At 48.2% G+C, this 21,616-nt stretch carries 17 protein-coding genes; 10 read left to right on the forward strand and 7 right to left on the reverse strand.

The window, feature by feature from the left end:
- Positions 1-92 precede the first annotated feature (92 nt).
- Positions 93-1,676 carry an alpha-amylase family glycosyl hydrolase gene (locus HNQ56_RS04560; RefSeq protein WP_429143266.1) on the reverse strand — a complete coding sequence of 528 codons (1,584 nt, stop codon included), beginning with the start codon at positions 1,674-1,676 and terminating at the stop codon, positions 93-95.
- Between the two features lie 77 nt (positions 1,677-1,753).
- Positions 1,754-4,042: a glycogen/starch/alpha-glucan family phosphorylase gene (gene glgP / locus HNQ56_RS04565; protein WP_429143268.1), complete on the reverse strand. Its 2,289-nt coding sequence runs from the start codon at positions 4,040-4,042 to the stop codon at positions 1,754-1,756.
- Positions 4,043-4,229: 187 nt separating this feature from the next.
- Here glgP and HNQ56_RS04570 point away from each other — a divergent pair, with 187 nt between their 5' ends.
- Complete coding sequence (locus HNQ56_RS04570) at positions 4,230-5,228, forward strand: LacI family DNA-binding transcriptional regulator (protein ID WP_429143269.1); 999 nt, start codon at positions 4,230-4,232, stop codon at positions 5,226-5,228.
- A gap of 10 nt (positions 5,229-5,238) precedes the next feature.
- On the opposite strand, the gene HNQ56_RS04575 is transcribed toward HNQ56_RS04570, so the two are convergent.
- Positions 5,239-5,829 carry a CDP-alcohol phosphatidyltransferase family protein gene (locus HNQ56_RS04575; protein WP_429143271.1) on the reverse strand — a complete coding sequence of 197 codons (591 nt, stop codon included), beginning with the start codon at positions 5,827-5,829 and terminating at the stop codon, positions 5,239-5,241.
- Positions 5,830-6,172: 343 nt separating this feature from the next.
- On the opposite strand from HNQ56_RS04575, the gene HNQ56_RS04580 reads away from it, so the two are divergent.
- The 3 genes from HNQ56_RS04580 (at position 6,173) to HNQ56_RS04590 (ending at position 9,887) form a co-directional block, all read left to right on the forward strand.
- Positions 6,173-6,775 carry a DedA family protein gene (locus HNQ56_RS04580; RefSeq protein ID WP_429143272.1) on the forward strand — a complete coding sequence of 201 codons (603 nt, stop codon included), beginning with the start codon at positions 6,173-6,175 and terminating at the stop codon, positions 6,773-6,775.
- 113 nt (positions 6,776-6,888) lie between these two features.
- Positions 6,889-9,594, forward strand: a complete 2,706-nt coding sequence (locus HNQ56_RS04585; protein ID WP_429143274.1) for a calcium-translocating P-type ATPase, PMCA-type — start codon at positions 6,889-6,891, stop codon at positions 9,592-9,594.
- An 89-nt stretch (positions 9,595-9,683) separates the two neighbouring features.
- Positions 9,684-9,887, forward strand: a complete 204-nt coding sequence (locus tag HNQ56_RS04590; RefSeq protein ID WP_429143276.1) for a hypothetical protein — start codon at positions 9,684-9,686, stop codon at positions 9,885-9,887.
- A gap of 104 nt (positions 9,888-9,991) precedes the next feature.
- Here HNQ56_RS04590 and eno read toward each other — a convergent pair whose 3' ends face one another.
- Positions 9,992-11,299 carry a phosphopyruvate hydratase gene (gene eno / locus HNQ56_RS04595; protein ID WP_429143278.1) on the reverse strand — a complete coding sequence of 436 codons (1,308 nt, stop codon included), beginning with the start codon at positions 11,297-11,299 and terminating at the stop codon, positions 9,992-9,994.
- A 373-nt stretch (positions 11,300-11,672) separates the two neighbouring features.
- Between eno and HNQ56_RS04600 the strand changes: the two genes are divergently transcribed.
- The 5 genes from HNQ56_RS04600 (at position 11,673) to HNQ56_RS04620 (ending at position 18,152) form a co-directional block, all read left to right on the forward strand.
- Positions 11,673-13,178 (forward strand): carboxypeptidase M32, encoded by a 1,506-nt coding sequence (locus HNQ56_RS04600; RefSeq protein ID WP_429143279.1) that lies wholly within the window; start codon positions 11,673-11,675, stop codon positions 13,176-13,178.
- A gap of 239 nt (positions 13,179-13,417) precedes the next feature.
- A complete protein-coding gene (gene argH / locus HNQ56_RS04605; RefSeq protein ID WP_429143281.1) occupies positions 13,418-14,791 on the forward strand; it encodes an argininosuccinate lyase in 1,374 nt (457 codons plus the stop codon).
- A 266-nt stretch (positions 14,792-15,057) separates the two neighbouring features.
- Positions 15,058-15,300 (forward strand): (2Fe-2S) ferredoxin domain-containing protein, encoded by a 243-nt coding sequence (locus HNQ56_RS04610; RefSeq protein WP_429143283.1) that lies wholly within the window; start codon positions 15,058-15,060, stop codon positions 15,298-15,300.
- A gap of 4 nt (positions 15,301-15,304) precedes the next feature.
- Positions 15,305-16,987: a [Fe-Fe] hydrogenase large subunit C-terminal domain-containing protein gene (locus tag HNQ56_RS04615; protein ID WP_429143284.1), complete on the forward strand. Its 1,683-nt coding sequence runs from the start codon at positions 15,305-15,307 to the stop codon at positions 16,985-16,987.
- Positions 16,980-18,152: a SpoIIE family protein phosphatase gene (locus HNQ56_RS04620; RefSeq protein WP_429143286.1), complete on the forward strand. Its 1,173-nt coding sequence runs from the start codon at positions 16,980-16,982 to the stop codon at positions 18,150-18,152. The genes HNQ56_RS04615 and HNQ56_RS04620 overlap by 8 nt, the downstream gene beginning before the upstream one ends.
- 104 nt (positions 18,153-18,256) lie before the next feature.
- Here HNQ56_RS04620 and lepB (HNQ56_RS04625) read toward each other — a convergent pair whose 3' ends face one another.
- The 3 genes from lepB (HNQ56_RS04625) to HNQ56_RS04635 all read right to left on the reverse strand — a co-directional run bounded on the left by lepB (HNQ56_RS04625) (position 18,257) and on the right by HNQ56_RS04635 (position 20,829).
- The gene (gene lepB, locus HNQ56_RS04625; protein WP_429143288.1) at positions 18,257-18,799 is read right to left on the reverse strand and encodes a signal peptidase I; all 543 of its coding nucleotides are present in this window, start codon (positions 18,797-18,799) and stop codon (positions 18,257-18,259) included.
- 75 nt (positions 18,800-18,874) lie between these two features.
- Positions 18,875-19,405, reverse strand: coding sequence for a signal peptidase I (gene lepB / locus HNQ56_RS04630; protein ID WP_429143290.1), 531 nt, complete (start codon positions 19,403-19,405; stop codon positions 18,875-18,877).
- Positions 19,406-19,545: 140 nt separating this feature from the next.
- A complete protein-coding gene (locus HNQ56_RS04635; RefSeq protein ID WP_429143292.1) occupies positions 19,546-20,829 on the reverse strand; it encodes a glycosyl hydrolase family 18 protein in 1,284 nt (427 codons plus the stop codon).
- Positions 20,830-21,030: 201 nt separating this feature from the next.
- Here HNQ56_RS04635 and HNQ56_RS04640 point away from each other — a divergent pair, with 201 nt between their 5' ends.
- Entirely contained in the window at positions 21,031-21,552 is a 522-nt protein-coding gene (locus HNQ56_RS04640) for a flavin reductase family protein (protein WP_429143293.1), read from the forward strand.
- The last annotated feature ends 64 nt before the right edge of the window (positions 21,553-21,616 follow it).

Here is a 21,616-nt window from a genome sequence, read left to right on the forward strand (position 1 = left end):
AAATCCAAGCCCGTACAATATAATATGCCCGCCCTGTAATAATCAGTTGACATAGAACTTATATTACAGGGCGGGCATTTTTCTTCTGTCTACTATTTCAGAATTACAATGGAATAAAGGGGCATCTCCAGCACACCATCCTTCAAGGCTGCTTCACTGCCATCTACCGTAAGAGCTCCTTTAACCGACAGATTCTCATATCCTGCCGCCTTAAGATCTACGCTGGCTGCCTCCGTGTTAATATTGTAAATCACTATAAGCCTGCTGCCCTGATAATTTTTCTCCAGCGCGCAGATGGTATCATCCGTCAGCGCATCAATTACGGTAACCGTACCGCGGGCAAGCTCCGGATTCTCGTTGCGGATTCGAAGAGCATTCTTATAATAATTAAGTATGGACAGCGGATCCTCCTGCTGTTCATCCGCGGGGGCAAAATTATGTCCCACCCGGTCCGCACCGGCAGGCCCCTTGGTCATACCCGCGGTATCCGTCTTCGACCACTGCATCGGAAGTCTTTTATTCTCATCCTTGCTTCCTGAGCTGTACATTCCCACCTCTTCACCGTAATACACAAAGGGACTTCCGCTCAAGGTAAGAAGAATTCCTGCCGACATCTTCATCTGCTCTTCGTTGTTGGCGCACATGGAAGCAATCCGGGCCGTATCATGATTACTGATAAAGGGTGCATCAATGTAATCCGGATTACTCTCACTGTATTTATCCTGCATTTTTATAAGAAGCTCAGCAAAGGAAGAAGCGGATTCCGAATCAGCTTGCCGTACCGTTTTTATTATGCTTCCATTGCTCTGGGACAAAGGGAAATTAAAGAAGCTGGGAATGCCGCTGGTATAATACTCCTTAATCACGTTAAATTCATCCCATACCTCGGCAACAATATAGGCATCTGCTTTCACGCTCATCACATAATCCCCGAACCACTCCAGTACCTTAATATTCTTGGACACCGCTCCGGTAAAGAATTCCTTAGCCGCATCCAGGCGGAAGCCATCCACGCCCATATCCAGCCAGTATTTTGCTATCTTTTCGATCTCCTTGCGGACCGCCTTACTGTCCAGGTCAAGATCCGGCATCTGATCCCAGAAGATACATTCATAAAACCATTCTGATTTCCCTGCCCTGTGATATTCCTTCCTTCCATTATCCCATTTGGTAAAATGATAATATTCCACATAGGGACATTTTGCCGGATCCGGCATCTGTCCCTCCTTCAGCTTCTCCAGGTATTTCACCGCCTTTTGAAACCAGGGATGGGAGGCGGAGGTGTGATTAAATACCAGGTCGATAATCAGCTTAATATCCCTCTTATGGCATTCCTTCAGCAGCTTCTTAAAATCCTTCAAGGTCCCATACTGGGGATCCACATCATTATAATCCTGAACATCATATTTATGGTATGATGAGGACGGCATAATAGGCATCAGCCAGATACCGTTAAAGCCAAGCTCACTGATGTAATCCAGTTTGGAAATAATTCCGTCAAAATCCCCGATCCCGTCTCCGTCGCTGTCACAAAAGGAATAAACAAAGATTTCATAATAATTCCTATTATTATTGCCCGTGTCCGTAACCGTTCCTTCTCCGGCTTCGCCGCATCCCCAAAGAGCGAATGCCAATATCCCCATCAAACAGAACACGCATATCCACTTTCTGCTCATAATCCACCCCATCTGCACAGATTTTCTGTGCCCTCTCCTTCTTTTTCGAGCTTCTATCCCTTCTTCGCCCGGCTCCCCTACTTCCATATCTCGCTGAAATAATCCCGAATGGTTCTGTCACTGGAGAACTTGCCTGCATTGGCCATATTGAGGAAGCCCTTCCTGCGGAATTCATAGGTGTCGGCATAATCCCGGTTGGCTCTCAGCTTCGTTTCACAGTAAGGGAGAAAATCAAGGAGCAGGAAATAGTGATCCGGCTGATGCCAATGGGCTCCTTTCAGGATGGCATCATAGAGCTCTGCAAACATTCCGGTTCCTCCGTCATGAAAGGTCCCATCCACCAGGGTATCCAATACCTTCTTAATTCTCGGATTCTGCTCATACAGCTCCCTGGGGTTATAGGTGTCACGAATTCTCCCAATCTCCTCTACTCTCGCACCAAAGATATAATTATTTTCCTCGCCTGCCTGCTCTACGATCTCTACATTGGCCCCGTCAAAGGTTCCCAGGGTCACTGCTCCCCCCAGCATGAACTTCATATTGCCGGTTCCCGACGCTTCCGTTCCCGCCGTGGAAATCTGCTCCGAAATATCCGCTGCAGGGGTCAGTTTTTCCGCATAGGATACATTGTAGTTGGATAGGAATACTACCTGGAGCTTATCTTTCATTTCCTCATCTCTGTCAATCATCGCTGCAATTTCATTAACATATTTTATAATGGCCTTTGCCCGGAAATAGCCGGGTGCAGCCTTCGCTCCAAAGAGGAATACCGTCGGATGAAACTCCTGAATTCTTCCCTCCTTCAAGCCATAGTAAATATCCAGAATAGAGAAAGCATTCAACAACTGGCGCTTGTATTCATGAAGCCGTTTCACCTGAATATCAAAGAGGAAATCCGGGTTCACCCGGATGCTCTCCTTCTTATGGATATACTCCGCCAGCTGCCTCTTCTTAATCCTCTTAATATCATCAAACTCTTTCAGTACCGCCCTGTCACCGGCAAAGCGTTCCAGATCCTTCAAGCGGTCCAGATCCGTAATCCAGGAGGTGCCGATCCGATCGGAAATAAATCCGGAGAGCTCCATATTAGCCAGCGCCAGCCAGCGCCGCTGGGTAATGCCGTTGGTTTTATTGTTAAAACGCTCCGGATACAGCTCATGCCATTCCTTTAAAGCATCCTTTTTCAGAATTTCCGTATGGAGCTTTGCCACGCCGTTGGTGGAATGACTGGCATAGATGGCCAGTCTTGCCATATGGATGGTGTGGCCGTCAATGATCCCATAAGGCTTCTGTTCTTCGGGAGTCACCTTGCCGAAAGCCGTCAGCTCCTTCTCCAGAGCCTTCTGGAGCATTTCTGCATATTGATACACCTCCGGGATTACATCCGCAAACAGCCCGGTATTCCATTTTTCCAGGGCCTCACTCATGACCGTATGATTGGTATAGGCAAAGATCTCCTTGGCAATCCTCAGCGCCCTGGCAAAGGTCATCCCCTCCTTCTCCACCATCAAACGGATGAATTCGGGAATCGCCACCACCGGATGGGTATCATTGAGCTGGAAGGCATACTCGCCGGAGAAATGGCCAAAATCCTCTCCATGCTTCTTCTTATATCTGGCAATCACATCCTGGAGCGTTGCCGAGGAAAAGAAATACTCCTGCTTCAGCCTTAATCTCTTCCCCTCCTCCGTGCTGTCGTCGGGATAGAGCACTCCGCTGATGGCTTCCGCCTCCGGATCAGAGCCCTCCAGCGGCTCTGCCTGCCATAAGCGCAGGGTGTTCACCTTCCTGCCGCCATAGCCGATTACCGGGGTATCGTAGGGCACCGCGTAGACCGACTGCCCCTTATAATCGATTCGGAGCCGCTCCCCTTCCTTCCGCAGGGACCAGGGATCACCGAAGCGCTGCCAGTCATCCGGCATCTCCTTCTGGAAACCATCCTCAAAATACTGCTTGAATAAGCCGTACCGATACCGAATTCCGTATCCGTTGAGGGTGATTCCGATGGTTGCACCGGAATCCAGGAAGCAGGCGGCCAGACGTCCCAGTCCCCCGTTCCCCAGGGCCGCATCCTCGATATCCTCAAAAATGCGAAGATCAATGTGATTCTCGCTCATCAATTCACTGAATTGGTGAAACAATCCCATGTTATACAAATTGCTGTACACCAGACGGCCGATCAGAAATTCCGCGGACAGGTAGCATACCTTCTTATCCGGGGCTTCCAGACCCCAGTCCTCCCCAAGACTCTTCACTGCCGCTTTGGATACCGCATTATAAAGCTCCGTGGTATTGGCATCCTTTATGGTCTTTCCGTAATCTAAATCCAGTATTGTCACTATATTATTCTTAAAATTATGATCCATTCTTCCTCCTGTTCCCTTCCGGGTGCATTGCTGTAAAATTATTTTCGGAAATTTTCGAAATTATATTAATAGCTTAACATCCGTATTTTATTTTGTCAATAGCTATGGGAGTATTGAAAATTCTATCGTTTCCCTTTATACTAAGCTTTATGGGACCGGAACAGAGAATGGATCAGGAGGTGAAGTCATGGCAACAATTAAGGAAATAGCAGATAAGCTGGGTATTGCAGTGAGTACCGTTTCAAAGGGCTTAAACGGTGCAAGTGACATCAGCGCGGAGACAAGGCAGCTGGTGTTAGATACTGCTGTTGAGATGGGCTATGCCACCAAGAAAATGAGGACAACCCAGACCAGAAAGGTCTGTATCTTCATTGAAAATATGGATTATGAGAATATTGAGCAGTTTGGCTATGAAATTATTGCCGGCTTTCAATTGTCTGCTGCCAGAAGGCATTGGGAGGTCACGGTGGTACCCACCAATCTGAACCTGCAGGCGGAGGAAAAGTTTGATACCTACATGCTGAAGAACGGATACAGCGGCGCCTTTCTCCTGGGCTTCACCCTTCATGATGACTGGGTAAGACAGCTGGGCAGAACCACCGTACCGACTGTATTATTGGATAACTATATTGAGCGCAACAATCATGTGGGCTATGTGGGAACGGATAATTATGAGGGAATTGATCTGGCGGTGGATCACCTGCATCAGCTGGGACACACCAGAATCGCATTCCTTAACGGCTCCAAGAATTCCATGGTATCGGAACAAAGACGCCATTCCTTTGTAAACAGCATACTGAAACACGGATTGGCTGTGGATGACAGACTCATCGAATACGGTTATTATGTTCCGGACTGTGCCAAGGATCATGTTCCGGGCTTCATACACAATGGCGCCACTGCAATTATGTGCGCCAGTGATCTCATCGCCTCCGGCGTTATTATGGAGGTTCAGAAGCACGGATTAAACGTGCCGGAAGATATCAGCGTGATTGGCTTCGACGATCTTCCCATCGCCTCCGCTCTCACTCCGGCTCTGACAACAATCCGGCAGGACCGTACGGATCTGGGAAAGAGCGCTTTCCTGCTCCTGGACGGGTTAATTCATAATGTAACCATAAGTAAGCTGTTATTAAGGGCAAAGTTCATCCAGAGAGAGAGCACATCCTTCTGCAAGAAGCGGTAGGGAGATTTCTTTACTCCTTCTTCCCCTCGCTTTTTAAATTGCGGTACATCATAATATATTCATTCACGTATAACAGGAAGGACAGCAGCAGAAATGCTCCGCACACCAGCATCAGGATATTAGCGGTTCCGTTTTTCAGAGAAGGAACCGCAACCAGCACCAGCATGGTGGCATAAAATACGGTTGTGGATACCTTGCCAAACCATTTGGCGCCATTTAGCTTTCTCTCCTTTTTCAGCATGACCAGGCCTGCTATCAGCAGAAAAAGCTGCATAACAACAAAAAGGATTAAAAGAAGAAACATCCATTTTATCTTAACTACCAGCACAAAGATCAGAGCCGCCTGGGTCAGCTTATCCGCCAGCGGATCGATGATCTTGCCCAAATCGGTAATCATATCAAATCTGCGGGCAATAAAGCCGTCTAGAAAATCTGTCAGTCCTGATGCCAATACAATGGCCGCCGCCTGAATATAATGCTTCGGACTGTCTGCCCGGATATAGGTAACGATAAATACCGGAACCAGTAAAAAACGGATATAGCATAGAATGTTCGGGATCGACCAAAGATCCTTTTTTGAGAATTTTGTTACTGCTTTCATTCCTCTTTCCCCCTGCAATTTAGTATGATGCATGTTCCCTGCGCTTACATTATATGATTAAAGCCTCAAAAGCACCTTTTGACGCTTTAATCATTATATTAATCTACCCATATTTGTAGTGTATAAACAGAAAAACAATTTATGACTGCCTGTTCCTTAATAATACAATATTAACACAATAATCCGGTAAAGCATAGATTGTTTTGCCTTTTTTAGATTAAAATTTAATTAGTGTGCCGGATTGTCTTTGTTTACGAATGACTTCGGGGCTTCCAATCATATATATGAAATAAAAAAGGATGAGGAATGCAAAACAAGTTTTGCTTCTCTCTTAGGAAATACCATGGATTTTATACGGAACCTCATTTCTGAATACGGCACCTGGGCCATATTCCTTATTATCCTTCTGGAGTATGCCTGCTTTCCGGTATCCAGTGAAATCGTACTTCCCTTTTCCGGAGCGGTGGCCTCCATGAATCATACCGGTTTTCTGACAATACTCCTGTTAAGCATTCTGGCAGGGCTCATCGGCACCGGCATCTGCTACGGAGTTGGCTGGTTCGGCGGGCATCTAATCCTTCAGGCGATCGTACGCCGGTTTCCGAAGGCACAAAAGGGTTTGGACCATGCCAATGAAAGCTTTCAAAAGCATGGCGGTGCCGCTGTCTGTATCGGCAGGGTAATTCCCCTGATCCGGACCTATATCGCTCTGATTGCGGGAGCAGCCAAGCTCCCTCCCGTCACCTACTTCACCTCTTCCCTTCTGGGAATCACCGTCTGGAACACACTGCTCATCGGGCTGGGCTATACTCTCCAGGAGAATTATCAGAGAGCGGCAGGCTATTATGTCCGGTATAAGCACAATCTTCTTCCTATGGCTATCCTCTGCCTTCTTGCCCTGATCGCCTCTAAAATCCATCGAAGGCAGCGCAGACGACAATTGTAGAAATCACGGTGCAGAGATTGGAACAAGTCTTCGGCAAACATGTTATCGATCATATTCCCAAGCCTGTTACATATAATTAAAAGAAGATTTTGAACACCGGGAGTGAGCAGCATATGCAATGGCACAGTCTACCCATCAGCAAAGTCCTGGAACATCTGGGCGTGATCCATAACCAGGGATTATCGGCCAAGGAAGCCAGGCAGCGGCAGCAGTCTTTCGGCCGAAATATTCTGGAGGTAAAGAAGAAAAAAAATATTCTCCTGAAATTTCTGGGACAGTTTGCTGATTTTATGATTATTATTTTGATTCTGGCAGCCATCCTCTCCTTCCTTGTCTCTTACATGGAGGGAGATCCGGACTATGTAGATCCGGTTATTATATTATGTATTATCGTGGTCAATGCCACTCTGGGACTGCTGCAGGAGGCAAGGGCAGAAAAAGCGCTGGAGGCTCTAAAAAAAATGTCCGCCCCCTCCGCTCATGTTCTCAGGGACGGTAAGGTCAGTGTGATTGATTCCGCCGAGCTGGTGCCGGGGGATATCATACTGTTAGAGACAGGATCCTTTGTTCCCGCCGACGCCAGACTGCTGACTGCAGTTAATTTAAAGGTGGAGGAGGCCTCTCTCACCGGGGAATCCCATCCGGTAGATAAGCTTGCGGAAGCGGTCCTGAGGCCGGACACCAATCTGGGAGACCGGATTAATATGGTGCTTGCCACCAGTACCGTCACTTATGGAAGAGGAATTGCCGTCGTGACGGAGACCGGGATGAATACCCAGGTGGGGCATATCGCCCGGTTAATTATGGAGGAAGAGACCCCCATGACTCCCTTGCAGAAGCGTCTGGCAAACACCGGAAAGGTTCTGGGAATCGCAGCCTTGGTCATCTGCGGGATGATCTTTGTCATGGGACTGCTCAAGCACCTTCCCATCTTTGATATGTTCATGACCTCCGTCAGCCTGGCAGTGGCCGCCATACCGGAAGGTCTGCCTGCCATCGTTACCATCATGCTCTCCCTTGGGGTGCAGCGAATGGCTAAGAAAAATGCGGTCATCCGCAAGCTTCCCGCTGTTGAAACCCTGGGCAGCGCCACGGTCATCTGCTCCGATAAAACCGGTACCCTGACCCAGAATATCATGACGGTTACCCTCCTCTGCTCCCCGGAAGGAACCGTGAAGGAGAAAAGCAGCTTTTCTTCCTTCCTTCTCTCCCACGCCGCATTATGCAATGATGCGATTCTCGATGTTCAGAAGGATTTCATTTCCCTGAATGGAGAGCCCACGGAAAAAGCCCTTGTTCTGGCCGCCTACCATGCGGGTTCCGATAAGAATGAGCTGGATCGCACCCATCCCAGGGTATTTGAGATCCCCTTCGATTCGGCCAGAAAGCTTATGACCACCGTCCACCGCTCGCCGGAGCACGGCTATCGCAGCATCACCAAGGGTGCCTTCGATTTTATGCTGGACCGGTGTACCAGCTATTACCGGGACGGCAAGCAGCATCCCCTTACAAATAAGGAAAGAAAAAGGCTGAATTCCATCAATGAGACTATGACCGCAAAGGCCCTCCGGGTGATTGCGGTAGCCTATAAGAACCTGCCGGATAATTTCAAGAAAATGAATACGGAGGATCTGGAGAAGGACCTGACCTTCATCGGCCTGATCGGGATGATCGATCCTCCCAGGGAAGAAGTCCGGGGAGCAGTCGCTATGTGCCGGCGTGCGGGAATCAGACCGGTAATGATTACCGGTGACCATGTGCTGACAGCTCAGGCAATTGCCAGAGACCTGGGAATTCTCACCGAGAGTGAGGAGGCTATCACCGGGGATCGCTTATCTGTCATGAGCAACGAGGAGCTGGCGGAGAATATTTACCGCTTCAGTGTGTTTGCCCGGGTCTCTCCCGAGCATAAGGTCCGTATCGTCAAAGCCTTCCAGTCCAGGGGTGAGGTAGTTGCCATGACCGGAGACGGCGTAAACGATGCTCCGGCATTAAATGCGGCGGATATCGGCTGTGCCATGGGAATCACCGGCACGGACGTGGCCAAAAATGCGGCCGACATGATCCTGTTGGATGATAATTTTGCAACCATTGTAGCCGCGGTGAAGGAAGGCCGGGGAATTTATGAAAATATCAAGAAGGCGGTGCATTTCCTCCTTTCCAGCAACATCGGTGAGATTCTCACGATCTTCGTCGCCATATTGCTGGGACTTCCCACTCCGCTGGTAGCCGTCCAGCTGCTATGGGTCAATCTGATTACCGATTCCCTCCCCGCTATCTCCCTCGGTGTGGAACCGGCAGAGGCAGATATTATGTATAAAAAGCCGGTCTCTCCCAGTAAGGGGATGTTTGCAGACGGTCTTGCCCTGAAGATCATACTGGAAGGGCTCATGATCGGCTCCCTGGCACTCCTGGCCTTTCTTATCGGCTTCCACTATTATGACACCCCCGGGTTATTCCGCCCCTTTTCACCGGGCAGCGCTTCGGCGGATGCCGTGACCTACGTTCCATGGGTGGGACGTACGATGGCCTTTGCCGTCCTGAGTCTGTCCCAGCTGTTCCATTCCTTTAATATGCGCAGCGGGCATTCTCTGGCGGATATCGGATTACTATCCAACCGTCAGCTGGTGTATTCCTTTCTGATCTGCGGTTTTTTACAGGTCATTGTCATAACGGTTCCCACCCTTGCGAATATATTCCAAGTGGTGCCTCTTACGCTGAGACAATGGGCTATCGTCCTGTTCCTGGCCTTTGTTCCGATTGTGGTAATAGAGCTACAGAAAAAATGCAGCGCCGGCTTAAACTCATTGAGAAAATAATACACGCCCACTTGAAATCCTGTCCTGTTCGTTATATAGTTAAGAGGAAGGAAACAAACCACACCAGGATACATATGAGAGGTTTAACTATGGGTAAAAAAAACGGAACACACACTCCGAAGACAAGGCCTTATGATGATTCCATGCTGGAGAACTGGCTGCTCTATGATAATATGCCCTTTAGCCGGGATCCTGCCCTGTTTGTCGACCAGAGCTTTAAAACCGTCAGCGGCAATATCATCAAATCCTACCGTATCCGGCTAAATGAGCCCTACGAACTCAAAGAGGAATAAAAGAAACAGGGTTGTCCGCCATGAAAACAATTTACATGGAGACAGCCCTGTATTTTATTAATCTTAAAATTGATGAAATAATTTTGACGCTTTCATCATTGTATTTAGAATACGCGGAAGGCATCTTTACCCAGGTATCTTGCCGAGCCGCCCAACTCCTGCTCTATACGCAGAAGCTGATTGTACTTTGCAACACGGTCCGTTCTGGAGGGAGCGCCGGTCTTGATCTGTCCTGCATTGGTGGCAACCGCAATATCCGCCAGAGTGACATCCTCTGTTTCACCGGAGCGGTGGGATACCACAGCTGTCCAGCAGTTGTTCTTCGCCATCTCAATGGCGTCCAGCGTCTCGGTAAGGGAGCCGATCTGATTAAACTTAATCAACACGGAATTGGAGATGCCCTGGGTAATACCCTCACGGATACGGCTGGTATTGGTCACAAAGAGATCGTCACCCACCAGCTGGATCTTTCCGCCCAGCCGCTGTGTAAGGAGCTTCCAGCCCTTCCAGTCCTCTTCCGCCAGACCATCCTCCAGGGAAATAACCGGATATTTGCTGCATACCTGATCCCAGAAATCCACCATCTCTTCTACTGTCTTGTATTCTCCCGCCTTCCAGAAGAGATAATCTCCCTTTCTGCCGGCCTTCTCCGCTTCGTCATACATCTCCGTTGCCGCCGCGTCGATTGCAATATAGAAATCCTCTCCGGGACGGTAGCCCGCTGCTTCAATTGCCTTCACAATATAGTCCAAAGCCTGGGTGTCGCTTCCAAACTTCGGAGCAAAGCCGCCTTCATCACCGACAGCGGTAACAAAGCCGTCATTCTTCAAAAGCTTCTTCAGTGTATGGAATACTGTGGCACTATGCTCCAGCGCCTGGGAAAAGCTCTCCGCCCCCACAGGCATGATCATAAATTCCTGGATGTTCAGGCTGGAATCCGCATGCTTTCCGCCATTAATAATATTCATCATCGGAACCGGAAGGGTCTTGGCATTCACTCCGCCCAGATAACGGTACAGAGGAAGATGCAGGGAGGCTGCCGCAGCCTTGGCTGCCGCCAGGGAGACCCCAAGAATGGCATTGGCGCCCAGCTTGCCCTTATTGGGCGTTCCGTCCAGAGCAATCATCCTTGCGTCAAGCTCACCCTGATCCAGCGCATTCATGCCATGAACCGCGTCTGCAATTGCAGTATTTACATTTTCAACGGCCTTCTTCACACCGGTGCCCAGATATCTGCCTTTATCTCCGTCCCGAAGCTCCACCGCTTCGAAAGCTCCTGTGGATGCGCCGGAAGGAACCGCTGCCCTGCCTACGCTTCCGTCAGCCAGAGTAACCTCCGCTTCTACCGTGGGATTCCCTCTGGAGTCCAGAATCTCTCTTCCTATTACCTTTTCAATCGTCATATTCTTCATTGCCAATCCATCCTTTCCTATATTTCTTATTTATTTACATAACTTTTATTATTTACATAACGATGGACATTTTATCCATACTGTCCCTTATAGTATAGCAACCGGCCGGCAATTTTCTGTGATTCAAATCACAGAGGCCGGATATTCATTATGATAGGCTGCTCTTCCCTTTATGCTATAGAAATGTTTACCATTTGATTATAATCCGCCTGATTGATTTTGTCAAAGGAAACGAAAGGTTTCCCTCATATGGAGCTTCTTGCCGGAAGTATATCTCTTTCAGCAATTTTTGGCATTATTCCAATTGTTATTCGTCCTGAAAATTGATATACTACTATATGCCACCAAAAAAATAATGGAGGAAAATAATCCTATGAGTAAAACATTTGAAAAACTCCAGGCCTATCTGGAAAAACCCATGGCTCTGCAGACAGCCCGCTCTCTTTTTGAATGGGATGACCAGACCCTGTCCCCCTTTGAGGCTGCCCAGAACACCTCAAAGGTAATCGGTATCTTATCCGATGAATATATGAAAAGCCTGATTAATGATGATATCCGAAAGCTCCTGAAGAAGCTCCGGGAGGAGAAAGAACAGGAAGAACTGACCCCTACGGAAAAGGCCATTGTCAGGGAGCTGGGCAAGTCCTACGAGCAGCTGGAAAGCATTCCCCCGGAGGAATACCGGGCCTTCAACGAGTGCGCCTCCATTGCGAACCGGACCTGGGCCAAAGCCAAAAAAGACAATAACTACGGTGATTTCGCCCCCTATCTGAGTAAAATGATTGAATATAAGAAGAAATTCGCAGGCTATCGGGTAAAGGACGGGAAGACTCCCTATGAGGTTCTCCTCGGCGATTTTGATGAGTGCTTCCTGACGAAGGACCTGGATCTGTTCTTTGATAAGGTGAAAAAGGAACTGATCCCTTTGCTTAAAAAGGTGGCTGAAAAAGCGGATACCATCGATAAAAGCTATAATTTCCTAACTTATGATATTACCAAGCAGAGAGAGTTCTGCCGCTTCCTAAGCGGTTATGTGGGCTTTGATTTCAATCGGGGCGTCCTTGCGGAAAGCGCCCATCCCTTCACCATGGAGTTTCATAACCACGATGTCAGAATTACTACCCACTACCTGGAGAACAATCTGGAAAGCGCCATGTTCTCCACCATTCATGAGAGCGGACATGCGCTTTATGAGATGAATATTGACGATGCCATCACCCAGACCCCGGTAGGCAACGGTGCCTCCATGGGAATGCATGAGTCCCAGTCCCGTTTTTACGAGAATCTCATCGGAAGAAGCCGGGAATTCTGGGAGCCCATCTATGACAGACTGGTGAAGACCTACCCTGAGAATCTGAGTGATATATCCCTGGAGCATTTTATTCTGGGTATTAATAAGGCTGCCCCCAGCCTGATCCGCACGGAAGCGGACGAGCTCTCCTACTGCCTTCATATTATCATCCGCTATGAGATCGAGAAAATGATATTTGAGGATGAGGTGGATGTTCAGGAGCTCCCCCGGATATGGAACCAGAAATACCAGGATTATATGGGGCTTACTCCTTCCACGGATTCGGAAGGAATTCTGCAGGATACCCATTGGTCCTACGGTGAATTCGGCTACTTCCCCTCCTATGCCATCGGAACAGCCATCGCTTCCCAGATTTACGCTTATATGAAGGATAAAATGCCTCTGGGGCAATATCTGAAGGAAGGAAACCTTACTCCGATTCGTGAGTTTTTAAGAGATCATATCCATAAGCACGGAGCGGTAAAGAACACCAAACAGCTGCTTATGGATGTATGCGGAGAAGAATTTAATGCGGATTATTATATCTCCTATCTGAAGGAAAAATACGAGAGATTATATAATTTGTAAAATAAAATTTGATTATTTATGCATCCCATTCATTGTTTTTGTATAATTATAATATTTTTATCTTGCTTTCCGCGGAGAATGAGGGTAATATAAGTTATCAGAAGTTGTATTCTAAACTTTTGATAAAAGGTGCGATTTTTGCACCGTCCATCTCGATTACAGGAACACGCATTATGCTCCTGTAATCCTGTGGTATAGCAGCAACGTAAAATAATTACACTCACGATGGAGGTTAAACCATGAAGCTATGGGGCGGACGCTTTACCAAGGAAACAAATCAATTAGTGCATAATTTTAATGCATCCCTCTCCTTTGATCAGAAATTATTCCGGCAGGATATTACAGGCAGCATTGCCCATGTGACCATGCTGGCCAGACAGGGCATCCTGTCGGATCAGGAGAAGGAGCAGATCATAAAAGGGCTCTCTCAGATTATGGAGGATATGGAAAACGGCTCTTTGGAGATCGATATGGAGCATGAGGACATTCACAGCTTTGTGGAGGCCCATCTTATCCGCCGGATCGGAGAGGCGGGCAAGAAGCTTCATACCGGAAGGAGCCGGAATGATCAGGTGGCTCTGGATATGAAGCTCTATATCCGGGACGAGATCGGAGAGCTGGACGGATTAATCAAGGAATTGATGCTCTCCCTCCACCATATTATGAAGGAGAATACCGATACTTTCATGCCCGGCTTCACCCATCTTCAGAAAGCGCAGCCGGTAACACTGGCTCACCATATCGGGGCATATTTTGAGATGTTTAAACGGGACAGGCAGCGATTGGAGGATATTGCAAAACGCTTGAATCTCTCTCCCATCGGCTCCGGCGCCCTTGCAGGCACCACCTATCCCCTGGATCGTGATCTGACCGCCGCGCTGCTGGGCTTTGACGGTCCTACCCTCAACAGTATGGACAGTGTATCGGACCGGGATTACCTCATTGAGCTCCTCAGCGCCCTCTCTACCATTATGATGCATCTGAGCCGCTTTTGCGAGGAAATCATTATCTGGAACACCAATGAATACCGTTTTGTTGAGCTGGATGATGCCTATTCCACCGGCTCCAGCATTATGCCGCAGAAAAAGAACCCGGACATTGCCGAGCTCATCCGGGGCAAGACAGGCCGGGTATACGGTTCCCTTGTTTCCCTGCTCACCGTAATGAAGGGACTGCCCCTTGCCTATAACAAGGATATGCAGGAGGACAAGGAATTCACCTTCGATGCCATTGATACGGTCAAGGGCTGTCTCGCTCTCTTTCACGGTATGGTCTCCACCATGAGCTTTAACAAGGAAATCATGGCCCAGAGCGCCAAAAACGGCTTTACCAATGCCACCGATGCCGCCGATTATCTGGTCACCAAAGGAGTTCCCTTCCGGGATGCCCATGGTATCGTAGGCCAGCTGGTTCTCTACTGCATCAGTAAGGATATCTCCCTGGAGCAGATGAGCCTGGAGGAATACCGGCAGATCAGCCCTGTCTTTGACGAGGATATCTACTCTGCCATCAGTCTGAATACCTGTGTCAACAAACGCAACACCATAGGCGCTCCGGGTCAGGAGGCCATGGCTCAGGTGCTTCAGTTCAACGCGGAATATCTTGGATTATAACAACAGTCTGCCTCAAGCTTGATGGGGCAATAATTTTATTTTCAAACGAATATAATCGCCGCCCATTAGACAAGGGGCGGCGATTTGGCTTTTCGAAATAGCTCTTCTTAATTATCATTTTATACATTGACATATTTTTAACAATGTACTATACTATGACCCATAGGTTAGCCGTTCCGCCGGGGATACCATGGCTGAACAACAATAACCATCAGCTCTTTAAGTCCAGTCATATAAAATGATTTGTGAAGAAAGGGGGACCCGTTATGAATATCTATGTATGTGTCGGCAGTTCCTGTCATATCCGGGGCTCATATGATATTATACAGCTTCTGAAAGACGCCATCGCAGAACACCGGCTTGAGGATCAGATCACTCTGTCCGCGGCGTTCTGTCTCGGACGCTGTACAGATGGCGTAACCGTTAAGGTAAATGATGAAATCATCTCCGGTGTATCCAGAGAGAACTTCCCTGCTTTTTTTGAGAGCAGGGTACTGAGAGGATTGTGATAAAATGAACCACTACATACAGCTTAAAAAATCAAATTGTAAGAACTGCTATAAATGCATCCGGCACTGCCCTGTAAAATCCATTCGTTTCTCCGATCATCAGGCTCATATCGTCAAGGAACAATGCATCCTCTGCGGCGAATGCTTTGTTGCCTGTCCCCAGAACGCCAAACAAATCCGCAGTGATATCAATATCGCCCGGGAACTGCTGGCTTCGGGAAATCCGGTATATGTCAGCCTGGCCCCCTCCTTTATTGCCAACTATAATGGGGCGGACCTCTCCTCTCTTACCGAGGCTCTGACCAGACTGGGCTTTGCCGGCGTGGAGGAAACAGCCATCGGCGCAACCATAGTCAAAAGCCAGTATGAGGCTATGATACGGGAAGGGAACGGAAAAGCAATTATCTCCTCCTGCTGCCACACCGTGAACATATTGATTCAAAAATATTACCCCGAGGCACTCTCCTACCTCGCTCCTGTGCTTTCCCCCATGCAGGCCCACTGCACAAAGCTGAAGGAAGAGCATCCGGGGGCACATACTGTTTTTATCGGCCCCTGCATTTCCAAGAAGGAGGAGGCCGATCTGTATCCCGGTATTGTGGATTGTGTTCTTACCTTTGAGGAGCTGTCCCATTGGCTGGAGGAAGAGAATATTACCATTTCCCCCGGCGGCGGGGATCCGGCTTGGGCCCAGGGAAGAGCCCGGTTGTTTCCCATCCCCGGCGGAATTATCCGTTCCATGTTCACGGAGGATCTGGATTATAATTTTATCGTTATTGATGGGCTCGATAATTGCATGAAGGCCCTGACTAATATCGCAAACGGCGAATTACACAATTGCTTTATCGAGATGTCCGCCTGCTCCGGGAGCTGTGTCGGAGGTCCTGCCATAGACAAGGAACGCCGTATGCCCCTCACTGATTTTATTAAGGTCAACCGCTTTGCAAGGGAGAAGGATTTTGCTGTGGAGCTCCCGGAACCGGAACATCTGCAGAAGCATTTCACCTATCTGGGTTTCTCCAATCAGATGCCCGGCAGCAGCGCTATTCAGGAAATCCTGCGTAAGATGGGGAAGTCCCAGCCGGAACAGGAGTTAAACTGCGGCAGCTGCGGCTATAATACCTGCCGGGACAAGGCAATTGCCGTGCTTCAGGGTAAGGCGGATCTCACCATGTGTCTTCCCTTCCTGAAGGAAAAGGCGGAGAATTTCTCCGACAATATCATCTATAATATGCCCAACGGAGTGCTTGTCCTCAATGAGGACCTGGAGATCCAGCAGGTCAACCGGGCGGCGAAGGAAATCTTAAATATCAAGCATAAGAGCGATATTCTGGGCGCTCCCGTGGTACGGCTGCTCAATCCTGCTTCCTACCTGGAGGTGATGACCAGCGGACGCAATATTCATGATAAGCTGGTCTACCTCGCTGATTACCAGAAATATGTGATGGAAACCGTCATCTATGACAAGACCTACCATATCATCATCAGCATCCTGCGCGATATTACCGCCGAGGAGAATTCACGGCTGAAGAAGGAAGAAATCAGCCGGCAGACCATGGAGATTACAGACAAGGTAATTGAAAAACAGATGCGTGTTGTACAGGAGATCGCCTCCCTCCTGGGTGAGACCACAGCGGAAACGAAGATCGCGCTGACCAATCTGAAGGAGACGCTGCAAAATGAATAATCTATGTACGGATATCGGCTACTACAGCCTGAAGAAATATGGCGAGCAGCTATGCGGAGACCATGTAGAAATCGTGGAGGGCGAGGACGGTTCTGTGGTTATGGTACTGGCGGACGGCCTGGGCAGCGGGGTGAAGGCTAATATTTTGTCCACCCTCACCTCCAAAATCATTTCCACCATGATGGCAAATAATATGTCTCTGGAGGATTGTGTCACCACGGTGGCCTCCACCCTTCCCGTATGTGAAAAACGCGGAATTGCTTACTCAACCTTTACGATTATACGGGTGATTGATAATAAAACCGCAGAGGTAATACAATATGACAATCCCCATGTGATTCTTCTGCGGGGCGGTGTGAATTGCGAATATGATATGATCAGTATGCAGATCGGCGAAAAGAATATCTATAAATCAAAGTTTGAGCTATTCTCCGGCGATGTGCTGGTAGCCATGAGCGACGGCGCCATCTATGCCGGTGTGGGAAGAACTCTGAATTTCGGGTGGCAGCGTCATAATATTATTGAATTTCTGGAGGGCGTCTACGAATGCAGCTATTCCGCCAAAACGATTTCCACGCTTTTATTGGATCAATGCTCCATGCTGTACGGCGGACATCCGGGCGATGATACGACCATCGCCTCTATGAAGATCCGTAACCGGCAGCCCGTTAATCTCATGATCGGCCCGCCTTCGGATCCCAAGGACCTTTCGAAGATGCTCACCCTGTTCTTCTCGAAGGAGGGAAAGCATATTGTATGCGGAGGAACCACCTCCACCCTTGCCGCAGAATTTCTCGGGAAGGAAATGGTGACAAGCATTGATTATCCCGACCCGGAGATTCCCCCCATTTCCAAGGTGGAGGGGATTGATCTGGTTACCGAAGGAGTGATCACCTTCAGCCGTGTCCTCCATTATGCCAAAAGCTATATTGAGGATAATGCCTGCTATATTCAATGGAGCTGCAAGAAGGATGCAGCTTCTCTCATCACCCAGCTGCTGTTTGAAGAAGCAACCGATATTAATTTCTATGTGGGAAGGGCCATCAACCCCGCCCACCAAAATCCCAGCCTGCCCATTCATTTCAGTATCAAGATGCGTCTTGTGGACGAACTGGCGGATTGCCTCAGGAAGGTGGGCAAGAAAATTAATGTGAGCTATTTTTAAACGGATTGACCGCTTAACGCAAGAACCGCCGGGAAGCTGCACAGACCTTCTGTCCATGCAGGCTCCCGACGGTTTTTTAACCCTGTTATCAATTTAATACTGCATTACTCATCGATGGAATAATCCACATCGTGAAACCAGGTTAACCCGGGATATTTAAAGAGGGCTTTTCCATGGATGTCTCCCTTCGGAACAAACTTGTCCGCCCAGTATCTGGAGTCCCCCGATTCATTCCGGTTATCCCCCATCATCCAGTACGTCCCCTCCGGTATCTCATAAGGACCGAAGGAACCCTCCATCTCTTCCCTGAGATAGTCTTCCTCTAAGGGTTGTCCGTTAACATAAACCACTCCGTCATGACCTTCGACGGTCTCACCCGGCAGGCCGATGATTCTCTTAATATAGTCGTCCTCCCCCTCTTCCTCCGGATTGGCGAACACGACAATATCTCCGCGCTCCGGTTCATGAAAGAGATAGGCCGGACGCAGAATTACCACCTTCTCTCCTACCAGGAAAGTGTTTTCCATAGACGGGGTCGGGGAGCTGATCTTATAAATCACCCATTTATTGATGGCCAGAGCCAGCAGAACCGCAATTCCAATCACCAAAACCCAGCTTATAATTTCTTTCGTTACCTTACTATTCATACTCTTCTCCAATCCATTCCCTAACTCTTTGATTTCTCCGTACCGCCTATGATGAAGCACCGTTTCTTTTTTCTGTTATTCATAGTGGACCGTTCCGAACCAGGTGAAATCAGGGTATTTTAATATGGCTTTTCCTTCTATTTTATCCCTGGCAAGGTATTTATTATTCCAATACCTTGAATCGGCAGAATTATTGCGGTTATCTCCCATCATAAAGTAGCAGTCCTCCGGAATGGTGTAAGGACCGAAGTCACTGTCAAGCTTCGCGGTCACATAGTCTTCCTTCAGAGGCTTTCCATTGATGTAAACCAACCCGTCCCTGCCCTCTATTGTCTCCCCGGGCAATCCGATAATCCGCTTGATATAATCCATTTCTTCATTGTCCGGATAGGGAAATACTACGATATCCCCCCTCTTGGGATCACTGAACAGATACGCCAGCCGGAAGGTCGAGGCCTTATCGCCTATCATAATGGTATTCTCCATGGAGCCCGTGGGTACCTCCACGTTAAATATGATGTATCTCTTGATCAAGTTTGCTGCTATAATAGCAAAAACAAAAATCATAACCCAGCTGAGAATTTCCTTTATAATCTTCTTACCCATGATGATCTCCTCTTCAGTGTATAAATGCGAAAAGTCTCAATCGCCTATGTTGAGAAGTATAACAGACTTTTTACAGATCATCAAGAGTTTTTACTATGGCACCCTTCCGCGCAGACACTCTCCCCGTTCCGATCTTTGTTTTATATCTTCGTAACATTAAACTGGGATGCGACCACTAACCATAGTCCCGGGAAGAAATTCATGATCTGCCATACCCCTCCCCCGTTCAAGCCGAATTCCGGCATCAGCGCCAGCTTGGATCTCATACTCCTCACATCGTCGAACCAAACCACATGCTGGATGCCTTCCTCCGACGTATAGTAATAGAAAGGAGACTGTGCCAATTCATCAAACTGGATAGTCACCCCATACTGGACTGCCCGTTCAATTGCACTCTGATTACTGAGTGATTCTGCGGATGTCTCCCGGCTAATGAAAGGGAGCGGCCAGTCATAGGCATAATTGGGAATCCCCATGAGTATTTTATCAGGATCAATGACGGAAACCCCATATCCCAGAACGCGTCTCATCATATTGACAGGAGCAGTTGCCATGGGCGGTCCGTAGGTATAACCCCATTCATATGTCATTAATAACACCTTATCCGCTATGGCTCCGATAGCCGGGTAGTCATGGGCTTCATACAGCAGCCCTACCATATCCCCGGAAGTTTTTGGGGCCAGGGCGACCATGGTAATATAGCCTTCCTCATGCAGCCTTTCAGTGGCGGCTGCTATAAAGTTTATAAAGCCCTGTTTATCCTCCGGAAGGATAAATTCGAAATCAATATCCAGTCCCACATACCCCTTTGCCTGCATATTGGCAACAATATTTTCAATCAGCGCCGCCTGCCCCTCCGGATTAGTAAACATATCATGGGCTATCTGGCTGTTGAAGGCTCCTCCCGCAGTCATGGGCGCCAGCATCATAATAGGACCGACGCCAAACTCATTGGCAATTGCAATCAGCTCTTCATCATCAACCGGAACCAGCTCCCCGGCCGGAGTAAAGCCATAAGTAAAAATTGACAGATAGGTGAGAAAAGGAAGAGTGCGGCGCAGAACCTCGCGGTTAATGAAGGGATAGGCATATCCGTTAAAGGTCAAAGTATCGATCACTTCATCCCCCTCATAGGTAATGACTAATTCATCCCCCTCAGCCAAAAATTCATTTACGGCAACCCACGGATTATTCTGAAGAATCCGATTGGGAGTGGTGTCATATTGCTCCGCGATGCTGAATAAGGTCTCACCCGGAACCACGGTATGAACCACTTCCGGCACTCTGATGCCGATGCTCTGCCCTACTATAAGTCTTTCCGGGTTGGGCAGCTCGTTTTCCAAAATAATAAGCTCCGGCGTCACTCCATACTGTCCGGCAATAGAACTGAGCGTATCCCCCGCCTGCACTACATGAATTATCATACATCCTCCCCGCTGCTCACGGCAGTCCAAAAGTCCCTCCTGAAAACAGGAAACACTTCTGCAATATACTTTATAATCAGTATATGCTATCCTAAAGTGATTGTGAAATCAGAATTGCAGCATTGCATCCGCTGTCATCTTAGCGTATAATAAAATTACTTCTGATATTACGAAAATAATGAAAAGGAGCGATAATTTTCCATGAACACATTTAAAGAAGTTGCACCGGATATGATACGAAAGAATCCCTTTCAGATGATAGGAAAGGACTGGATGCTGATTACTGCCGGTGATAAAGATAAGGTTAACACCATGACCGCCTCCTGGGGAGGGCTTGGAGTGATGTACGGCAAGAATGCAGCCTTTATTGTAGTGCGCCCCCAGCGTTATACAAAGGAGTTCCTGGATCGTGAGGATGCTTTCTCCCTAAGCTTTCTCGGTAAGGAATACCGGAAGGAATTGAATTATCTGGGCACCGTATCCGGCCGCCACGAAGATAAGATTACAAAATCAGGCCTGACCCTGGCAGAGTATGAAGGAATTCCATATTTCTCAGAGGCCGGCCATGTGCTGTTCTGCAGAAAGCTTCATGTTCAGCAGCTGGGAGAAGAGGGACTGCTGGAGGAACGCTTTAAATCCACGTTTTATTCCAACAAGGATTATCATTACCTGTATATTGCCGAGATCATCCATGCGCTTCAGGCGGTGAGGAAAAAGGATTAGAATTAGCAATATAGGGTTTATATAAGGCCTGCAGCCATAAAAAGCTCCCGTCACACACCGGTGC

It is taken from the genome of Anaerotaenia torta (genome assembly GCF_050433395.1).
GTDB classification, from domain to species: Bacteria; Bacillota; Clostridia; order Lachnospirales; family Lachnospiraceae; genus Mobilitalea; species Mobilitalea torta.

Excerpts from the sequence above, each read along its gene's own strand:
- HNQ56_RS04560 (WP_429143266.1), bottom strand. The coding sequence starts at position 1,676 with ATGAGCAGAAAGTGGATATGCGTGTTCTGTTTGATGGGGATATTGGCA.
- glgP (WP_429143268.1), bottom strand. The coding sequence starts at position 4,042 with ATGGATCATAATTTTAAGAATAATATAGTGACAATACTGGATTTAGAT.
- HNQ56_RS04570 (WP_429143269.1), top strand. The coding sequence starts at position 4,230 with ATGGCAACAATTAAGGAAATAGCAGATAAGCTGGGTATTGCAGTGAGT.
- HNQ56_RS04575 (WP_429143271.1), bottom strand. The coding sequence starts at position 5,829 with ATGAAAGCAGTAACAAAATTCTCAAAAAAGGATCTTTGGTCGATCCCG.
- HNQ56_RS04580 (WP_429143272.1), top strand. The coding sequence starts at position 6,173 with ATGGATTTTATACGGAACCTCATTTCTGAATACGGCACCTGGGCCATA.
- HNQ56_RS04585 (WP_429143274.1), top strand. The coding sequence starts at position 6,889 with ATGCAATGGCACAGTCTACCCATCAGCAAAGTCCTGGAACATCTGGGC.
- HNQ56_RS04590 (WP_429143276.1), top strand. The coding sequence starts at position 9,684 with ATGGGTAAAAAAAACGGAACACACACTCCGAAGACAAGGCCTTATGAT.
- eno (WP_429143278.1), bottom strand. The coding sequence starts at position 11,299 with ATGAAGAATATGACGATTGAAAAGGTAATAGGAAGAGAGATTCTGGAC.
- HNQ56_RS04600 (WP_429143279.1), top strand. The coding sequence starts at position 11,673 with ATGAGTAAAACATTTGAAAAACTCCAGGCCTATCTGGAAAAACCCATG.
- argH (WP_429143281.1), top strand. The coding sequence starts at position 13,418 with ATGAAGCTATGGGGCGGACGCTTTACCAAGGAAACAAATCAATTAGTG.
- HNQ56_RS04610 (WP_429143283.1), top strand. The coding sequence starts at position 15,058 with ATGAATATCTATGTATGTGTCGGCAGTTCCTGTCATATCCGGGGCTCA.
- HNQ56_RS04615 (WP_429143284.1), top strand. The coding sequence starts at position 15,305 with ATGAACCACTACATACAGCTTAAAAAATCAAATTGTAAGAACTGCTAT.
- HNQ56_RS04620 (WP_429143286.1), top strand. The coding sequence starts at position 16,980 with ATGAATAATCTATGTACGGATATCGGCTACTACAGCCTGAAGAAATAT.
- lepB (WP_429143288.1), bottom strand. The coding sequence starts at position 18,799 with ATGAATAGTAAGGTAACGAAAGAAATTATAAGCTGGGTTTTGGTGATT.
- lepB (WP_429143290.1), bottom strand. The coding sequence starts at position 19,405 with ATGGGTAAGAAGATTATAAAGGAAATTCTCAGCTGGGTTATGATTTTT.
- HNQ56_RS04635 (WP_429143292.1), bottom strand. The coding sequence starts at position 20,829 with ATGATAATTCATGTAGTGCAGGCGGGGGATACGCTCAGTTCTATTGCC.
- HNQ56_RS04640 (WP_429143293.1), top strand. The coding sequence starts at position 21,031 with ATGAACACATTTAAAGAAGTTGCACCGGATATGATACGAAAGAATCCC.